Source organism: Streptomyces sp. NBC_01474 (assembly GCF_035918215.1).
Classification (GTDB): domain Bacteria; phylum Actinomycetota; class Actinomycetes; order Streptomycetales; family Streptomycetaceae; genus Streptomyces; species Streptomyces aureus.
In genome coordinates, this window is record NZ_CP109449.1 from 9,134,101 (window position 1) to 9,149,950 (window position 15,850).

At 70.3% G+C, this 15,850-nt stretch carries 13 protein-coding genes; 7 read left to right on the forward strand and 6 right to left on the reverse strand.

Annotation, left to right across the window (positions count from 1 at the left end):
* Positions 1–14: 14 nt before the first annotated feature.
* On the reverse strand, positions 15–1,259 hold the full coding sequence (locus tag OG758_RS41805; RefSeq protein WP_326714649.1) for an MFS transporter: 1,245 nt from the start codon (positions 1,257–1,259) through the stop codon (positions 15–17).
* Positions 1,260–1,317: 58 nt separating this feature from the next.
* On the opposite strand from OG758_RS41805, the gene OG758_RS41810 reads away from it, so the two are divergent.
* The 5 genes from OG758_RS41810 (at position 1,318) to OG758_RS41830 (ending at position 7,238) form a co-directional block, all read left to right on the forward strand.
* Positions 1,318–2,307 (forward strand): helix-turn-helix domain-containing protein, encoded by a 990-nt coding sequence (locus OG758_RS41810; protein ID WP_326714650.1) that lies wholly within the window; start codon positions 1,318–1,320, stop codon positions 2,305–2,307.
* Between the two features lie 327 nt (positions 2,308–2,634).
* Positions 2,635–3,237 carry an IS607 family transposase gene (locus OG758_RS41815; protein ID WP_382631423.1) on the forward strand — a complete coding sequence of 201 codons (603 nt, stop codon included), beginning with the start codon at positions 2,635–2,637 and terminating at the stop codon, positions 3,235–3,237.
* A gap of 191 nt (positions 3,238–3,428) precedes the next feature.
* Positions 3,429–4,655 carry a transposase gene (locus OG758_RS41820; RefSeq protein ID WP_326714651.1) on the forward strand — a complete coding sequence of 409 codons (1,227 nt, stop codon included), beginning with the start codon at positions 3,429–3,431 and terminating at the stop codon, positions 4,653–4,655.
* Between the two features lie 339 nt (positions 4,656–4,994).
* Positions 4,995–5,885 (forward strand): hypothetical protein, encoded by an 891-nt coding sequence (locus OG758_RS41825; RefSeq protein WP_326714652.1) that lies wholly within the window; start codon positions 4,995–4,997, stop codon positions 5,883–5,885.
* A gap of 120 nt (positions 5,886–6,005) precedes the next feature.
* A complete protein-coding gene (locus tag OG758_RS41830; RefSeq protein WP_326714653.1) occupies positions 6,006–7,238 on the forward strand; it encodes a cytochrome P450 in 1,233 nt (410 codons plus the stop codon).
* Positions 7,239–7,266: 28 nt separating this feature from the next.
* Here the strand turns inward: OG758_RS41830 and OG758_RS41835 are convergent, their stop codons facing one another.
* Together OG758_RS41835 and OG758_RS41840 are read right to left on the reverse strand one after the other, a co-directional pair.
* Positions 7,267–8,379 carry a YncE family protein gene (locus OG758_RS41835; RefSeq protein ID WP_326714654.1) on the reverse strand — a complete coding sequence of 371 codons (1,113 nt, stop codon included), beginning with the start codon at positions 8,377–8,379 and terminating at the stop codon, positions 7,267–7,269.
* On the reverse strand, positions 8,376–8,972 hold the full coding sequence (locus tag OG758_RS41840; protein WP_326714655.1) for an ankyrin repeat domain-containing protein: 597 nt from the start codon (positions 8,970–8,972) through the stop codon (positions 8,376–8,378). Before OG758_RS41840 ends, OG758_RS41835 begins: the two co-directional genes overlap by 4 nt.
* Positions 8,973–9,483: 511 nt before the next feature.
* Between OG758_RS41840 and OG758_RS41845 the strand changes: the two genes are divergently transcribed.
* Entirely contained in the window at positions 9,484–9,900 is a 417-nt protein-coding gene (locus OG758_RS41845; protein WP_326714656.1) for an NUDIX domain-containing protein, read from the forward strand.
* Between the two features lie 244 nt (positions 9,901–10,144).
* Entirely contained in the window at positions 10,145–12,229 is a 2,085-nt protein-coding gene (locus OG758_RS41850; RefSeq protein ID WP_326714657.1) for a SpoIIE family protein phosphatase, read from the forward strand.
* Positions 12,230–12,247: 18 nt separating this feature from the next.
* Here the strand turns inward: OG758_RS41850 and OG758_RS41855 are convergent, their stop codons facing one another.
* From OG758_RS41855 to OG758_RS41865, 3 genes are read right to left on the reverse strand one after another with little or no spacing between them, the layout of a single operon-like run.
* Entirely contained in the window at positions 12,248–13,288 is a 1,041-nt protein-coding gene (locus tag OG758_RS41855) for an ABC transporter permease (RefSeq protein WP_326714658.1), read from the reverse strand.
* A complete protein-coding gene (locus OG758_RS41860; protein ID WP_266568655.1) occupies positions 13,285–14,247 on the reverse strand; it encodes an ABC transporter permease in 963 nt (320 codons plus the stop codon). Before OG758_RS41860 ends, OG758_RS41855 begins: the two co-directional genes overlap by 4 nt.
* Positions 14,240–15,799, reverse strand: coding sequence for a sugar ABC transporter ATP-binding protein (locus OG758_RS41865; RefSeq protein ID WP_326714659.1), 1,560 nt, complete (start codon positions 15,797–15,799; stop codon positions 14,240–14,242). The genes OG758_RS41860 and OG758_RS41865 overlap by 8 nt, the downstream gene beginning before the upstream one ends.
* Between the last annotated feature and the right edge of the window lie 51 nt (positions 15,800–15,850).

Sequence of the window (15,850 nt, forward strand, 5' to 3'; positions counted from 1 at the left end):
GATCCGGCGGGCCATCAGGCAGCCGGGCACGAGTCCGCGGCGGGTGCGGAGGTGTCGGGCTGTGCGTGGGGCAGTCGGCGTACGGCTCTGGAGGCCAGGGGTATCAGCGTGGCCGTGGCGGAGACGGCGCCGGCGACCGCGGTCACCCGGAACGCGCCGAACGCCTCGGCCAGCGGGCCCACGCAGAGCTGCCCGACCGGAATCGCGACATACGACAGCAGGTCGTCGTAGGACGAGACGCGCGACAGCACATGCGCGGGGACGTGCTCCTGGAGCGAGGTGTCCCACGCGACCGCGGTGACGGAGGAACCGAGCCCCGCGACGAACGCCGCCGCGATCAGCCACGGGGCGTGCACCTGCGCCCCCAGCGCGATCAGGGGCAGTGCGCCCAGCACCCCGGCCAGCTGCCCGAACCGCAGCAGATGCCGTACCACCAGCCGGTACATCAGCAGACTCGACGCCAGCATGCCGACACCGCGCACACTCAGCACGAAACCCCAGGTCGTCTCGCCGCTGAGCTGCCGGGTGAGCTGGGGGCCGAGGATCTGCCACGTACCGGTCTGGACGAGGTTCAGCAGGCAGAAGGACAGCGTGCCGACCCACACCCACCGGATCGCACGGAACGCGCTCCAGCCGTCGCGGATGTCGGCCGACACCGTGTTTCGCCGTGACGCCCCCGAGGTGCTGGTGAGGGACAGCCGTGCGAGGAATCCGGCCGCGACGAGATACGTGAACGCGTCGAACGCGATGGCGGGCCCGCTCCCGACCGTCACGACCAGCACGCCCGACAGGCTCGGACCGAGGATCTTCGTGGCGTTGCTCGCGGAACCGAGGAGGGAATTCGCCTGCCGCAGAAGGGACTTGGCCACGAGCTGAGGGACGATGCCGCGCAGCGCCGGGGTCGTGAAGGCGGCGAGCGCGCCGTTGAGGAACTCGAGGGCGGCCACCAGCGGCAGCGAGTAGCGCCCGGTCAGCAGGAGCGCGGCGACGGCGCCCTGCGTGAACGCCGCCCCCAGATGGGCGGTCACCAGGACGGTCCGGCGCGGGAACCGGTCGGCGACGGCGCCGCCCACGAGCAGGAACGCGAGCAGCGGAAGCATGTGGGCGGCGAGCACGACACCGAGGTCGTGACCGCTGCCCGAGGCGTCGAGGACGGCGAAGGCAAGCGCCACCGGAGCCATCGAGCTGCCGAGCAGGGACACCAGACGTCCGGCGAAGAACGAGCGGAACGCGGCCTGTTGGAGGAGGGAGGAACGCACCGGCCCGAGTGTGGGCAGCCGTGGGCGCGCACGCTAACGTTTCGGCAGGAGGCGAAAGATGGTGCTGCTGCGGTTGAGCTCGATGGCCCTGTCACAGTCCCGGTTCGCGCTGTCGCCGAGCGCCGAGACGCTGGGGTCGATGAGCGTCCTGATGAAGCCCTGCTCCGACCCGTGGCTCACCCCCTGGTACACCCGCCACCACGACGCCTTCCACGCCACGCTCGACGCGGATCCGTTCGCGAGAGGCATGGTCGAACTCATCTGCTCGACCAAGTACCTCCCCGGGTACGTGAGCCGCCCGCCGTCCGGCGGAATGCGCACCACGCTCGCCGACGAACTGAAGGCCGTCGCCGCGGCCCGTGACGACGACATCCGCGCGGACCTCGACGCGGCGGTGGCCCGCAGCTGGAAGCGGCACGACCTGGAGTGGCTGACCGGGCACGGGTGGGGAGCCCGGACCGCCGACCTCTTCCGGCAGGTGTGGACGACGCATGTGTCGCCGGACTGGCCGCGCCGCCGCGCCCTGTTGGAGCGGGACGTCACATACCGGGCGGGGCTGCTCGCCGCGTACGGCTGGCCCAGGGCGCTCCAGCACATGAACCGGCGCAGTGCCTGGGTCGGCGCCGACGGGATCCGCTTCAGTGACCAGCCAGGTCCTGACTGCGTCGTCGGCGAGGGCGGAATGCTGTTCGTCCCGGTCTGCGTGACCAGCGGTACCTGGCTGGCCGAGGCGCCTCCCGACCGGTACGCCCTGGTGTACCCGGCCCGCGGTACGGCCGAGCGGACCGGGCGGGCGCGGGCACCGCGGGCTCTCGACCGGCTGATCGGCAGCGGCCGCGCCGCCCTCCTCCACGAACTCGAACGCCCGGCGACCAGCAGCGAACTCGCCGCGCACCTGGGCCAGTCGCTCGGCACCGTCGGCGGCCACCTGGCCGTCCTGCGCGATGCGGACATGGTCGTCGGTACGAGAGTGGGGCGACGCGTGGTCTACCGGCGCACGGAGGCGGGCGACCGCCTCGCCGGTCGTACAGACTCGCCGGATGACTGACCACAGGATCGACGAGCCGATCGACGAGCCGATCGACGAGCCGATCGACGAGCCGATCGACGAGTGAATCGACGAAGACGAAGCAGTCGGCGAAGCCATCGGCGAAGCGGTGGTGCGATCGCTGTTCAAGGAGCAGTGTCCGGACCTGGCGGGGCTGGAACCTCACCAGTCGGCGAGGGTCTGGGGCAACCAACTGCGGTGGCTGGGCGCCGAGTTGGCGGTACGTCTGCCACGTACGCCACGCGCCCCGGACCTGCTGCGCAAGGAGGCGGGATCCAGTTCCTGATTCTTGCCCACTGTTATCCAGAGTTGCGTACACTGATCAATATGTACCGGATCGGCGAGTTCGCGCAGCGGATCGGCCGTTCTGCTTCCACAGTGCGCCGGTGGGAGCGGGAGGGCCGTATCACCGTTGCGCGTACCGCGTCCGGTCAGCGGTACTTCACCGACGCCGATGTGCGGAAAATGCTGCATCCGGGCTTCGACGAGTTGACCCGCAGGACGATCGTGTACTGCCGGGTCTCGTCACCTGGGCAGAAGGACGATCTCGCGTCGCAGGTCACGGCGATGGAGGAGTTCTGCCGAGGTCGTGGTCTGGCCGTGGACGAATGGGTCCGCGAGATCGGCGGCGGCATGAACCTCAAGCGCAAGAAGTTTCTCGCCCTCATGGACGCGATCGAGCGGGGCGAGGTCGGAACGCTGGTCATAGCCCACAAGGACCGGCTTGCCCGCTTCGGGTTCGAGTACCTGGAGTACGTGGCCGAGAAGAATGGCTGCACGATCCTGGTCGCGAACCAGGAGTCACTGTCTCCGCAGGAGGAGATGGTGCAGGACCTGCTCGCGATCGTGCACACCTTCTCGTGCCGCCTCTACGGGCTGCGCAAGTACGAGAAGACCCTGAAGGGCGAACTCACCGGCTGTGGCCGGTGAAGGTCACCCGCATCGCCTACAGCGAGAACCTCAACGCCGGGAAGTACGCCCAGCTCGAAGAGCAGGCCATACGGCTCGGCGTGGTGCGCTCCAGGGTGTGGCGATCGTACGGCTCCATCGCCGGTGTCGGCGTGCGTGACCGTACAGTCCGCGATACGTGGATGGCCGACGGCACTGCGGTCGGGTTCGGAGTGCTGGCGAACGCGTGGAAGGAGACCGTACGTGACGCGGTCGCCGACATCACCGCGAACCGTGAGGCCGCGAAGGTCAAGGTCCGCCGCGCTGTGGCAAAGCTCGGCGTGGACGAAGCGGAGCGCAAGCGACTGTTCACCGCGCTGAAGCGAGACCAGTGGACGGATGACCCGTACCTGTGCCGGATGATGCGCAAGCACTGGCGGCGCGGGAGGAACAAGACCGCGAACCAGATCGTCGTGCGCTCCGACCAGTACAAGACGTTCGCCCTCACCGAGGGCGGCAACATCTGGCTCGCCGTGCCCGGCCTGGAGCGCCGACAGCTCGTCAAGATCCCGCTCAACACGACGGTGGCGCCTGCGGGCACCCTGCGGCTGATCCTCCGGGGTGGTCGCATCGAGGTGCACTATGCCATCGACGCCGCCGGCATGAAGTCATCCCAGCGCCCCTGCGGGGACCGGAAGGTCGGCGTGGACAAGGGTTACACCGAGGCCCTGACCGACTCCGATGGCGAACATCACGGCCAAGAGCTCGGCAAGCTCCTCACCGACGAGTCCGATCACCGCAAGGTCAAGGGCCAGCGACGCGCCAGGCTTCGCGCCCTGGCAGAGAAGGCCGAGCAGCGCGGCGACCTGGCCAAGGCGAAGCGGATTCGGGACAACAACCTCGGCACCATCAAGCGCGACCGACGCTCGAACGCCTGCCAGGCGCGAGTGCGTGACCTGACCTTCAAGGCCGTCCACGCGGTCGTCGACAAGGCCGCGGTGATCGTGGCCGAAGACCTCACCAAGGTATTCGCCGGCCGTAAGAAGCTGGGGAAGAACACCAACCGGCGCCTGGCTGCCTGGACCAAGGGCATCACTGCTGAGGCGCTGGAAACCGTATCGGGCCGTAGAGGTTCTGCGGTGCGGCTGGTCAACGCTGCCTATACCTCGCAAGTCGTCCCCTTCACGGACATCCTTGGTGTCCGCAAAGGGGACCGGCTTCAGTGCACCCAGTGCACGGCGGTATGGCAAGCAGACCACGCCGGAGCGATCAACATCCTGGAGCGAGACGGAGATCCCGATATCTCCCTGTACACCCCGCACGCGCGGGTGAAGCAGATACTCCAGGAACGTACCGATCGCCAACGGTCCGGACTGCCCATGGACCAGGACTCCAGCACCCGGCAACTCTGCCAGTGCGGAGAGCGAAATATCCGACCCTTGCTCAACTCTGAGCAATAAGTAGGAAGCAGTACCACTGGCTGCCGCTCCTGACTCTGCGGCTTTGACGCCTATGGGGGAGCCTGTGGGGTGCCGACGGGGCCGTGATCCCGACGCGCTCGCGGGTGGGCCGTCCTGACGGCCCTGTCCCTGGTCGCGATCGGCGAAGCAGGAGAACGGGGTGTGCCCGGCGGCAAGCCCACGTGGGAGCGGGCCGGCCGCCTGACTGTCGACCGTGTACTGGCCTCGCGCCGAGCGCGACACGTTCGCCGGTGCTCGGCGCGACGGCGCGGTGGCGGGCGAACCACGGCGACCGGCGCGTCTCGGCCGCCTGCGCCGCCCGCAGGGCAGAGTGGACATGTGGATGCAGATGATGCCGCCGAGGAGCTCTACCGCCTGCCGCCCGTCCAGTTCACGGCCGCGCGCAACGCGCAGGTCGTCGAGGCGAAACGCGCCGGTGACGCGGCCACCGCGCGCCGGATTGCTGCCTTCCACAAGCCGACCCTCGCCGCCTGGGTGTCGAACCTGCTGGCGCGGCAGAAAGAGGAGGCGGGGCAGCTCCTCGAGCTCGCACAGGCGCTGCGGGAAGCGCACCGTACGCTCGACCCGGAGCAGTTCCGGGCCCTCAATCACCAGCAGCACGTAGTGATCGCGGGCCTCGCGCGACTGGCGGGTGGCCTCGCCCGGCAGGCCGGCCAGCCGGTGAGCCCGAGCGTTCTGCACGAGGTCGAACAGATCCTCCACGCGGCGCTGGCCGACCCGGAGGTCGCGGAGCAGTGGGCCACCGGCAGGCTCACGAAGGTCCCCGCCGTGTCCACGGACTTCCCCGGTACGTCGCCTTTGGCGCAGGTGCCGAAGAAGGACGCAAAGCCCGAAAAGCCCGCCCCGGCTTCCGCAAGCAGAAAGGCCCCCGACGCCGCCGAGCAGAAGCGCCGCGCCCGCCTCAAGGAGGCGATGAAGGCGGCCACCGCGGCCGCGGCCGAGGCGAGCCGCCGCGACGACGACGTGCGCCGGGCCGAGGAGGAGCACGAGCAGGCCACCTCCCGCCGGTCCGCGGCGGACGAACGCGTCGCGCTCCTGACGGCTCGGCTCGGCGAGGCCGAGGAGGAGCGGCGCACCGCCGCCGAGGCGGCGGACGAGGCGTCCGTACGCGTCCGGGACGCCGCACGCGAACAGAAGGCCGCCCAGCGGAAGTCGGCGAGGACGTCCCTGGTCGTCGAGCGGCTCTCCGGAGGTGATTCCGGCCGCTGAGCGTGAGGCTCACCCTCGGATCACGAAGTGGTCACGCCATCCACCCGTACCCGTGTTCTATTGGATGCTGGCGACCGAGATCACGTCAGGGGATACGTGCTCGCGAAACGGAGTGAGGACATGACCGATCCGGCCGTCGCACCACTGGAACTGACCCACATTCAGATCGACGAGGCGTCGCACGGCCACGGCGTGCCGCTGGTGCGCGTGACGCTCCCGGGGACCACGACCCCCGTGTGGCTGGCCACGCGCTACGACGTGGTGAAGGCGGCGCTCGGCGACACCCGTTTCGTGCGGGACCTGGCGAGGGTTCCGGGTGCGCAGGGCGGAGGTGTGGGCGCGGAACTGCTCGACGACGCGGGGCTGCCGCCGGAGTACCGGCAGTATCTGGAGATCCTCGTGATGGTCGACGGGCCCGAGCACACTCGCCTGCGCACGCACGTGATGCGGGCCTTCGCGCCGCGCCGGATCTCCGCGCTGCGTCCGCGCATCGAGCGCATCGTCCAGGACGTGACCGGTGAACTTGCCGCGAAGGGCGACCAGTTCGACCTCCTGAGTGCTTTCGCCTACCCGGTCATGACGGACGTCATCTGCGAGATCATCGGCGTGGACGCGGCCGACCGGCCGAAGGTGAGCGGCTGGATCCGGGACTACGAGTCCGGTGAGCCGGACCGGTTCCTGCCCGGCATCGACCACCTCGCCGAGTACATCGGCGAACTGCTCGACCTCCGTGGTCCGGCGCCCAGGGAGGACCTGGTCTCCGATCTGCTGCGCTCCAGCGCGGCGGCGTCCGAGGGGCAGCGCCTCACGCGCCAGGAGATGATCGCGCTCGTCTTCCTGCTGATCAACACAGGGATCGCACCGCCCGCCTTCTTCATCACCGACGCGGTCCTCACCCTCCTCGACCACCCGCAGGAAGCAGCCCGGCTGCGGGCGGAGCGCGACCTGCTGCCGCGCGCCGTCCAGGAGTTGCTCCGTCACGTGTCCGCGGTGCGGGTCGGCGCCACCCTGTACGCCACCGAGGACGTGCAACTCGGCGGCGTCCTGGTACGCCAGGGGGAGGGCGTCACGAGCGGTCTGCTCGCCGCCAACCGCGACCCGGGAACCTTCGACGACGCCACGCGGCTCGACCTCACACGCGAGGCGGCGCGCGGGGCCGGGCACATCGCCTACGGGCACGGCGCGCACCGCTGCATCGGCGCCGCGCTCGCCAACCTCCAGACCGAGGTGATCATCGACGAGCTGTTCCTGCGGCGCGACAGCCTCAAGCTGGCCGTCGACCGGGACGCCGTCGAGCGCGTCGGGTTCGCGGGCGACGGCACCTACCCGATCGCGCTGCCGGTCCGCGTCTAGGGTCGGACGCGCATGGGGCGCGGCCCGGTCACAGTACGGCGATGCCCAGTGGCCGATGACCTGCGGGCAGCCGGTGGGTGTCCCCGCTCTCCAGGTCCACGACGGTGATCCCGTCCCAGAACCCGTCCCGGGTGAAGCCCCCGGTGACATAGGCGGTGCGGCCGTCCCGTGACGCGGCGACGTCCTCGTGCGGGCCGTCGAGGGGGACGACGCGCTCCTTCCCGTCGGCGGTACGGATCGTCAGCGAGGCGTCGTCGTCCCCGGCGCTGATCGGTCCCGTGCCGACGGCGAGCAGGGTGCCGTCGGGGGTGAGCCGGGCGCCGTGCTGGTGCGTGTCGGCGGTCATCGGCTCGACGGCGACCTTGCCGGTGCGGGGGTCGAGCACGGCCAGCTTCTCGCCCTCGAAGGGCAGCAGGAGCTTCCCGTCATCGCGTACGGCGGCGTAGTGCGGCTTCAGCCACGAGCCGAGTCCGCCCTCCGTGCCGTACGGCGCGACCTCGAACCGGCGCGGGGTGTGTGTGTCGGCGCGTACGGCGGTCACGTCGAACGAGTCGTGGCCGGTGGCGTACACCTCGCCGCCGTCCCGCGATACGTCGACATCGAAGGGGCGACGGCCGACCGGGACGGTGTCCGTGACCTTCCGCGTCACCGTGTCGATGACCTCCAACACCCCGTTCCTGTCCGGGACGTTGACACCCACGTAGACATGCTTTCCGTCGGGCGCGAGGGCGATGCCCATGCCGCCGCCGCGGTACTCGCCGGTCGTGGCGGGGCCGGTTTCCGTCGTGTACGGGATGCGGCCGACGTTCTCGCGTGTCTCGGTGTCGACGACGGCCACCCCTTCGGCCGTCGCCACCCAGCCTCGGCCGTCCTTGCCGACGACGAGCCCGTACGGTGCCGTGCCCACCTTCACCGAGTCGAGTGTGCCGCGATCCGGGTCCACGAACGTGACCGTGTCGCTGCCGAAGTCGGCCACCAGCAGGGTGCCTTGAGCGGTCCGCGCGGGCGCCGGCGCCGAGGGTGCGACGGTGGAGGCCGGGGGCGAGGACGCGGTGGAGTCGGCGGCGCCGGTCGCCGTGCACCCCGCCGCGAGGAGGACGACGGCCAATGCCCCGAGCACACCGCGCGCGCGGGCCGTCATGCCGCCGCCTTGAGCAGCGCCGCGAGCGCGTCGAAGCCGCGGCGTTCCGCGTGTTCCAGGGCCGTGACGCCGTCCGCGTCCGCGAGTTCCGGGCGGGCGCCCGCCGCGAGCAGCAGCTGCACGATCTCCTGGTGCGCGCGGCCTCCGTCGCCGAGGATCACGGCTTCCAGGAGCGCGGTCCATCCGAGATCGTTGACGTGGTTGACGTCGATGTCCGTCTCCCGGAGGACCGCCCTCACGTACGCGACGTGGCCGCGCTCACTGGCGGGGATCACCGAGACGCCGCCGTAGCGGTTACGCAGAGTGAGATCCGGGCTCGCCGGGATGAGGACGCGCATCATCGCGACGCTGCCGGTCACGCCGGTGACGAGCCACGGGCTGTCGTGCCGCCGGTCCTGGGCGTCCGGGTCCGCTCCGGCCGCGACCAGGACCCGCGCGGCCTGGACGTGATCGCTGAGAGCGGCAAGGAGCAGTGGGGAGCGCAGTTCCTCGTCGCGGGTCTCCACCGAGGCGCCGGCGTCGAGGGCTGCGCGCACCTCGGCGGCGTCACCGCGCCGGGCGGCCTCCAGGAGTCGGCGGTCGCGGTCGTGCATCTCGATGCTCCAAGTCCGTAGGGAAGGAACGGGGCGCCTCCGATCTCCGTTCCGGAGTCCATTCTCCGGTCGCGGCACGCCCTCACCGGTCGGCCTGCCGTCTGCGGCTACGTACCCCTACGGACGACACCGGGGTCAGCCGATCGGCTGATGCCCAATGGGCCGGCCCACCGGGCGGGACGAAGAGAATGGCCCCCTCCGTACCCGGTGAGGGAGAGGAGGGGGCCGTGATGGAGGCCTGCCCTCGGGGTGTGCACCGGTTGCCGTCGCCACGACAGGAACCCGAGGACGTCCTCGGGTATCTCAACGAGCCGGGATGTGCCATGTTCTGCCATGGCCGCACAGGACACCCGCACGTGGTGGATCGGCGTGTCACGTTGACGCGCTGTGCGGGCTCTGTAGGTTCAGCGTGATTCCTGACCGCGCGGGGCGCGTGATCGATAGGTTGTTCCCCTGCACCGGCCGTCATCGGGGACGGTGAGGTCCTCAGTGGTGCAACGTAGGAGGTCAGATGCGTTCGCGAGTCTCGGCGTATGCGATCGCCGTCATGGAGGAGCAGTTGCTGCTGACCCAACTCGCGGACAGCTCACCGGTCTTCGAGCCCGGCCGGTGGCACCTGCCCGGTGGCGGGATCGACCCGGGGGAACAGCCGCACGAGACGCTGGGGCGCGAACTGTACGAGGAGACGGGCCTGGAACTCCTGGACGCCCGGCTGGTCGACGCGCGGGCGTACACCGCTCACCGGCTCGGCATCGACTGGCATCTGGTGGGGCTCTTCTACCGCGTCGACGTCAAGCCGGGCCCACTCGCGGTGATCAAGGCGGACGACTCCACGAGCGCCGTCACCTGGATGCCCCTGTCCGGCTTGCGGGAATCGCGGCTGTCCCCCGCCGCGGTCGACAGCTTGGCGATGATCGGCGCCCGATAGCCCACCGGCCCGGCATGGTCGTGGCCCACCAGCAGTGGAGGAAGCAAACATGACCTTCCCCGGGAAAGGGGCATAAAATGCCGTGGGGAGTCTGGAGGCAGCATGGCCGAGAATCTGGACCGCACCACACGCCGGGGCTCCGGCTGACAAAATACTCGTCCTCGATGGAGTCGATGACATCCCGAACCGGGCTGATCTTCTTCAGCCGTCCCTCGGACCCCGGCGATTCTGGGGAGGTGTCTGGATGGATGCGATCGGTTCGTCGCGGACGGGCCTGACGGCGGGCACGGTATCCGAGCCCGGCGGCCTTCTGGACGCCCTGGCGGTTGCCGCGGTGATGGTCGACGCCGAGGGCCGGATCAGCCTGTGGAGCCCCCAGGCCGAGGAACTGTTCGGCTTCACCGCCGAGGAGGCGCTCGGACGGCGGGCCGCTCAGCTCCTGGTCGCCCCGGAAAACGTCGACCTCGTCCTCGGCCTGTTCGCCGAGGTCATGGAGAGCGGCCGGAGCTGGGCAGGCGTCTTCCCCGTACGTCACAAGGACGGCAGCACCCGCCTGGTGGAGTTCCGCAACATGCGGCTCCACGACGAACTCGGAGACGTCTACGCCCTGGGCATCGCCAGCGACCGAGCCCTTTTGCGCCGCGTCGAGAGGGACCTCGCGCTGTCCGTGCAACTCGTGGCCCAGTCGCCCATCGGGCTCGCGGTCCTGGACACGAACCTGCGCTACGTGCTGGTCAACCCCGCGCTGGAACGCATCAACGCCCTGCCCGCCGAGCAGCACATCGGCCGCGGCGTCGGCGAGGCCCTTCCGTTCCTGGACACCGAAGCCATCACGTCCACGATGCGCCAGGTCCTGGCCACGGGCACCCCGGTCCTCAACGAATTCACCGTCGGTCGCCCCGGTGGCGCCGCCGACGTGGAACATGCCTGGTCGGTGTCCTACTACCGGCTGGACGACCAGGCCGGCCGGGTACTCGGTCTGGCGATCTCCGTGGTGGACGTGAGCGAGCAGCACCGGGCCTCGAAGGAAGCCGCCCGGGCCCGCCGGCGCCTGGCCGTCATCGCCGACGCGTCGACGACCGTGGGAACCACGCTGGACGTCGAGCAGACCGCGCACGAACTGGCGTCGGTGGTCGTCTCCGAGCTGGCCGACGTGGCGGCGGTCGACATCCTCGACGCCGTGCTCCAGGGCCGGCGCCAGACCACCCGGGCCGCCGGAGAGCCGACTCTGTTCCGGGCGCTGGCGGTGACCGCGGCCTACTCCACCAACGCGCTCCACGCCGCCGACACCCCCGGGCAGATAGCCAGCTACGCGGCCGACCGGTACATCACCCAGTGCGTGACCTCAGGGCGCCCGGTCCTGGTGCAACACGTGAGCGAAGCGGACCTGGAGCGCATCGCGCCCGATCCGGAGTCCGCCCGGGTCCTGTCCCGCGCGGGACTGCACTCCTATCTGGCGGTGCCGCTCATCGCGCGCGGTGAAGTACTGGGCGCGCTCGACCTGGGACGCGCGAGAAACGAGTTGCCGTTCGACGAGGACGATGTCGTCCTGGCCGGCGAACTGGCCGCCCGCGCGGCGGTCGCCATCGACAACGCCCGCTCGTACCAGAGCGAACGCCGCACCGCTCTCACCCTCCAGCGCCACCTGCTCCCGCCCAGGCCGCCGCGCAGGCCCGGCCTGGAGATCGCCTACCGCTACCAGCCGGCCCAGTCGGCCAGCGAGATCGGCGGCGACTGGTTCGACACCATCCCGGTGGCCGGCGACAAGACCGCCCTCGTCATCGGCGACGTCATGGGCAGCGGCATCAACGCCGCCGCCACCATGGGTCAACTACGCACAGCCACCCGCACATTGGCCGACCTCGACCTCGCACCGGCCGAAGTGCTCCGCCACCTCGACCACACCGCCGCCGAACTCGACCCCGCGTTCGCCACGTGCATCTACGCCGTGTACGACCCGCACCGCGGAGACTGCCGGATCGCCGTCGCGGGCCACCTGCCGCCCATCCTGGTCAGACCGGGCGGGCGCCCCGAACTCCTCGACCTGCCCTCGGGAACACCCCTCGGCGTGGGCGACATCGCCTTCCAGGAGACGACAGTGAAGATGGAGTGCGGCGACCAACTCGTCCTCTACACCGACGGGTTGATCGAGACGCGCTCAGACGCCATAGACGCCCGCATCAACACCCTGCTCGCTCTGCTCTCCGACCCGCAGGGGTCCCTGGACGAGGTCTGCGACCACCTCCTGGTCGCACTGCGCGATCAGGACGACCACGACGACGTGGCCCTCCTGATCGCCCGGGCCCGCCCGCTGGGTACCACGGCGTAAGGACACGGAGCAGATCGGTCACAACAACTGCCGCCTGCGGCCGAGCCACGTCTGCGCGATGACCACGACCGCCAGGAACGCGCCGCTGACGACCTGCTGGTAGGAGGAGTCGAGGGAGCCGATCTGGTTGATGACGTTCTGGATGACCTTCAGGAGCAGCACCCCCACCAGGGAGCCGCTGACATAGCCGAGGCCGCCGGTCAGCAGCGTGCCGCCGATGACGACCGCGGAAATGGCCTCCAGCTCCATGCCGTTGCCGAGAATCGTGACGCCGGAGGCCAGCCAGGCGGCGTTGAGCGCGCCGGCCAGGCCCGCGAGGACGCCGGACAGCGTATAGACAAGGATCTTGGTGCGGGCCACGGGAGCACCCATGAGGGCGGCCGCGTCCTCGTTGCCGCCGACCGCGTAGACATGCTGGCCGAAGCGGCTGCGGCGCAGGACCACCGCGCCCGCCACGAACAGGGCCAGGGTGATCCACACGGGGTTGCCGAGGCCGAGGGTCGTGCCCTGGCCGAGCTCCGCGAGGAACGAACCCTTGGCGACGAGATAGGTGTTGGCGCCCTCGTCGGTCAGGGACAGCATCAGGCCGCGCGCGCCCAGCATCGCGGCCAGCGTGACGATGAAGGGAGCGAGCCGCGAGCGGGCGATCAGCAGACCGTTGACCACACCGATGAGACCGCAGACCGCCATCGGCAGCAGGAGCGCCACCAAGGTGCCGTACTGCGAACCCCACGCGGCCAGGACGCCGCCCAGAGCGAAGAGCGAACCGACGGACAGGTCGATGCCGCCGGTGATGATGACGAACGTCATGCCGAGCGCCACGACCGCCAGGAACGCCGAACTCGTCGCCATGTTGGACAAGTTGTCCCCGCTGGCGAACGAGTCGAAGCTCAGGGACGCCACCGCCGACACGATCACGAGCACCGCCAGCGCGCCGTGCTGCTGGACCAGCGCGCTCAGCCGCTCGGAGCGGCTGCTGCCGACGGGCTCGGCGGCGTCGAGGAGCTCCTTCTCCGTACGGGCCACGGTCTCCTCCGTTTCCGTCCTGGTCGCCGTCATCGCTTCCCCCGTCCGCGCGCCGCGTACACCGCCAGCACGATCACGATGGCCTGGGCGATCTGCGTCCACGAAGGCGGCAGATCGTGCTTGATGAGGGTGGCGGTGAGCAGCTGGATGAGGACGGCGCCCGCCACCGTTCCGGCGATGTTGACCCTGCCGCCGCTCAGGGGGGTGCCGCCGACCACCACCGCGGTGATCGCGGACAGCTCCATCAGATTGCCCAGCGACGTGGGGTCGCTGGCCTGGAGCCGGGCGGTCGCGAGCACACCCGCGACAGCGGCGAGGAGCGCGCACGCCACGTAGACGAGCATCAGGACCCGGCGCACCGGCAGCCCCGCGAGCTTCGCCGCCGCCCGGTTGTCGCCGATGGCGAGCAACTGCCGCCCGAAGGTGGTGCGCCGGATGACGAAGGCCACCAGCAGCGCGAGCGCGGCGGCGATGACGATGAGGTACGGGATGCCGAGGACGTCACCCGAGCCGAGCGACGCGAGCGCCGGGTTGTGCAGGTCCTTGAGCTGCGGCAGCAGCACCAGGGCGATGCCGCGGCCGCCGACCATGAGGGCGAGCGTGGCCACGATCGGCTGGACGCCGACCCAGGCGACCAGCGCCCCGTTGGCCAGGCCCACCACGGCGGCGAACACGGCCACCGTGAGCAGGGCCGGCACGAGCCCGTACCCCAGATAGAGGGCCGTGACCGAGGCCGCGAGCGCCATGACGGCGCCCACGGACAGGTCGATCCCCTCGGTGCCGATGGCCAGGGCCATGCCGAGCGCGACGATGATCACGGGCGCGACCTGCACGGCCTGCGTCCGGAAGTTCTCCGCGGACAGGAAGTGCGGCGTCACGGCGATGTTGACGACGAGCAGCACGGCCACGCCCGCGTACACGCCGTACGTCTGCATCCACTGCAGGACGCGGGCGCGGTCGAGGGCGGCCGGCCGTATCGCGGCCTCAGCCATGGCGCGTCACCTCCCCGGCGGCGCCGGGGGCGGGGCTGCCCGCCGCGATGGTCTGCATCAGCTTGTCCTCCGTGACGTCGTCGCCGGTCAGTTCGCCGACGACCGCGCCGTCCTTCAGCACGACCACGCGGTCGGACCCTTCGATGAGTTCCTCCAGGTCGGAGGAGATGAGCAGGACACCGAGGCCGTCCTCGGCCAGTTCGTCGACCAGCTTCTGCACCTCGGCCTTGGCGCCCACGTCGATACCGCGCGTGGGCTCGTCCAGGAGCAGCACCTTCGGGTTCATGGCCAGCCAGCGGGCCAGGAGCACCTTCTGCTGATTGCCTCCGGACAGCTCGCCGACCTTCTGGTACGGCGAGGAGGCCTTGATACGGAGCCGCTTGACGAAGGTGTCCACGATCTTGTCGACCTGGGCCTCGGAGACCAGACCGAACCGGGAGAGCCTCGGCAGTGCGGCCAGGGCGATGTTCTCGCGGACGGAGAGCCCGGGGACGATGCCCTCGCTCTTGCGGTCCTCGGGCAGCAGGCTGATGCCGGCGCGGATGGCGGCGGGCGTGGATCCCGCGCGCAGCGGGACGCCGGCCACCGTGACGCTGCCCGCCTTCGACGCCAGAGCGCCGGAGATCGCCTTCGCGGTCTCGGTGCGCCCCGACCCCAGCAGCCCGCCCAGGCCGACGACCTCGCCGGGACGGATGTCCAGCGAGACCCCGTGCAGCTTGTGAGGAACCGTCAGATCTTGTGCGCTGAGCACGGGTTCGGAGTCGGCGGCATGGTGGTCGCCGGTGAATTTGGTCAGGCCCTCACTGCGGACCTCGCCCAGGTCACGCCCCAGCATCGTGGACACCAGGGTGAGCCGGTCCAGATCGGCGAGCGGTCCGGTGTGCACGCGGCAGCCGTCCCGCAGCACCGTCACCGTGTCGCACATCGCGTACAGCTCGTCGAGCCGGTGGCTGACGTAGATGACGGCGATCCCGTCGGCGCGCAGCCGGCGGATCACCTCGAACAGGGTCTCCACCTCGCGCGGTTCGAGGGAGGAGGTCGGCTCGTCCATGATGACGACACGCGCGTCGGTGGCGACGGCCCGGGCCAGGGCCACCATCTGCTGGGCGCCGACACCCAGCGTCCGCAGCGGCTGCCGGACGTCCACCCGCACCCCGTACGCGCGCAGTGTCTCCCCGGCCTCGCGGTGCATGCGGCCGAAGTCGAGCAGCCCGAACCGGTTGCGCGGCTCGCGCCCCAGGAAGAGGTTGCGGGCCACGCTCAACAGCGGGATGAGGTTGACCTCTTGGTAGATCGTGGAGATGCCCGCGTGCTGGGCCTCCAGCGGTGTGGCGAAGGAGACCGGGCGGCCCTGGAAGGTGATGTCTCCCGCGTCGGGCCGGTACACACCGGTGAGCACCTTGATGAGCGTCGACTTGCCGGCGCCGTTCTCGCCGATCAGGGCGTGGACCTCACCGGCGTGCAGCGCGAGGTCCACACGGTCCAGGGCCCGGACACCGGGGAACGACTTGCTGAGTCCGCGGACGGTGAGGACTTCGGCGGAGGGAGCCACCTGTGCCTCCAGAGTGGGGTGAGGGCTGGGGTCTTTCGTTCGGATCACGCT

Excerpts from the sequence above, each read along its gene's own strand:
- OG758_RS41810 (WP_326714650.1), top strand. The coding sequence starts at position 1,318 with ATGGTGCTGCTGCGGTTGAGCTCGATGGCCCTGTCACAGTCCCGGTTC.
- OG758_RS41815 (WP_382631423.1), top strand. The coding sequence starts at position 2,635 with ATGTACCGGATCGGCGAGTTCGCGCAGCGGATCGGCCGTTCTGCTTCC.
- OG758_RS41830 (WP_326714653.1), top strand. The coding sequence starts at position 6,006 with ATGACCGATCCGGCCGTCGCACCACTGGAACTGACCCACATTCAGATC.
- OG758_RS41835 (WP_326714654.1), bottom strand. The coding sequence starts at position 8,379 with ATGACGGCCCGCGCGCGCGGTGTGCTCGGGGCATTGGCCGTCGTCCTC.
- OG758_RS41840 (WP_326714655.1), bottom strand. The coding sequence starts at position 8,972 with ATGCACGACCGCGACCGCCGACTCCTGGAGGCCGCCCGGCGCGGTGAC.
- OG758_RS41845 (WP_326714656.1), top strand. The coding sequence starts at position 9,484 with ATGCGTTCGCGAGTCTCGGCGTATGCGATCGCCGTCATGGAGGAGCAG.
- OG758_RS41850 (WP_326714657.1), top strand. The coding sequence starts at position 10,145 with ATGGATGCGATCGGTTCGTCGCGGACGGGCCTGACGGCGGGCACGGTA.
- OG758_RS41855 (WP_326714658.1), bottom strand. The coding sequence starts at position 13,288 with ATGACGGCGACCAGGACGGAAACGGAGGAGACCGTGGCCCGTACGGAG.
- OG758_RS41860 (WP_266568655.1), bottom strand. The coding sequence starts at position 14,247 with ATGGCTGAGGCCGCGATACGGCCGGCCGCCCTCGACCGCGCCCGCGTC.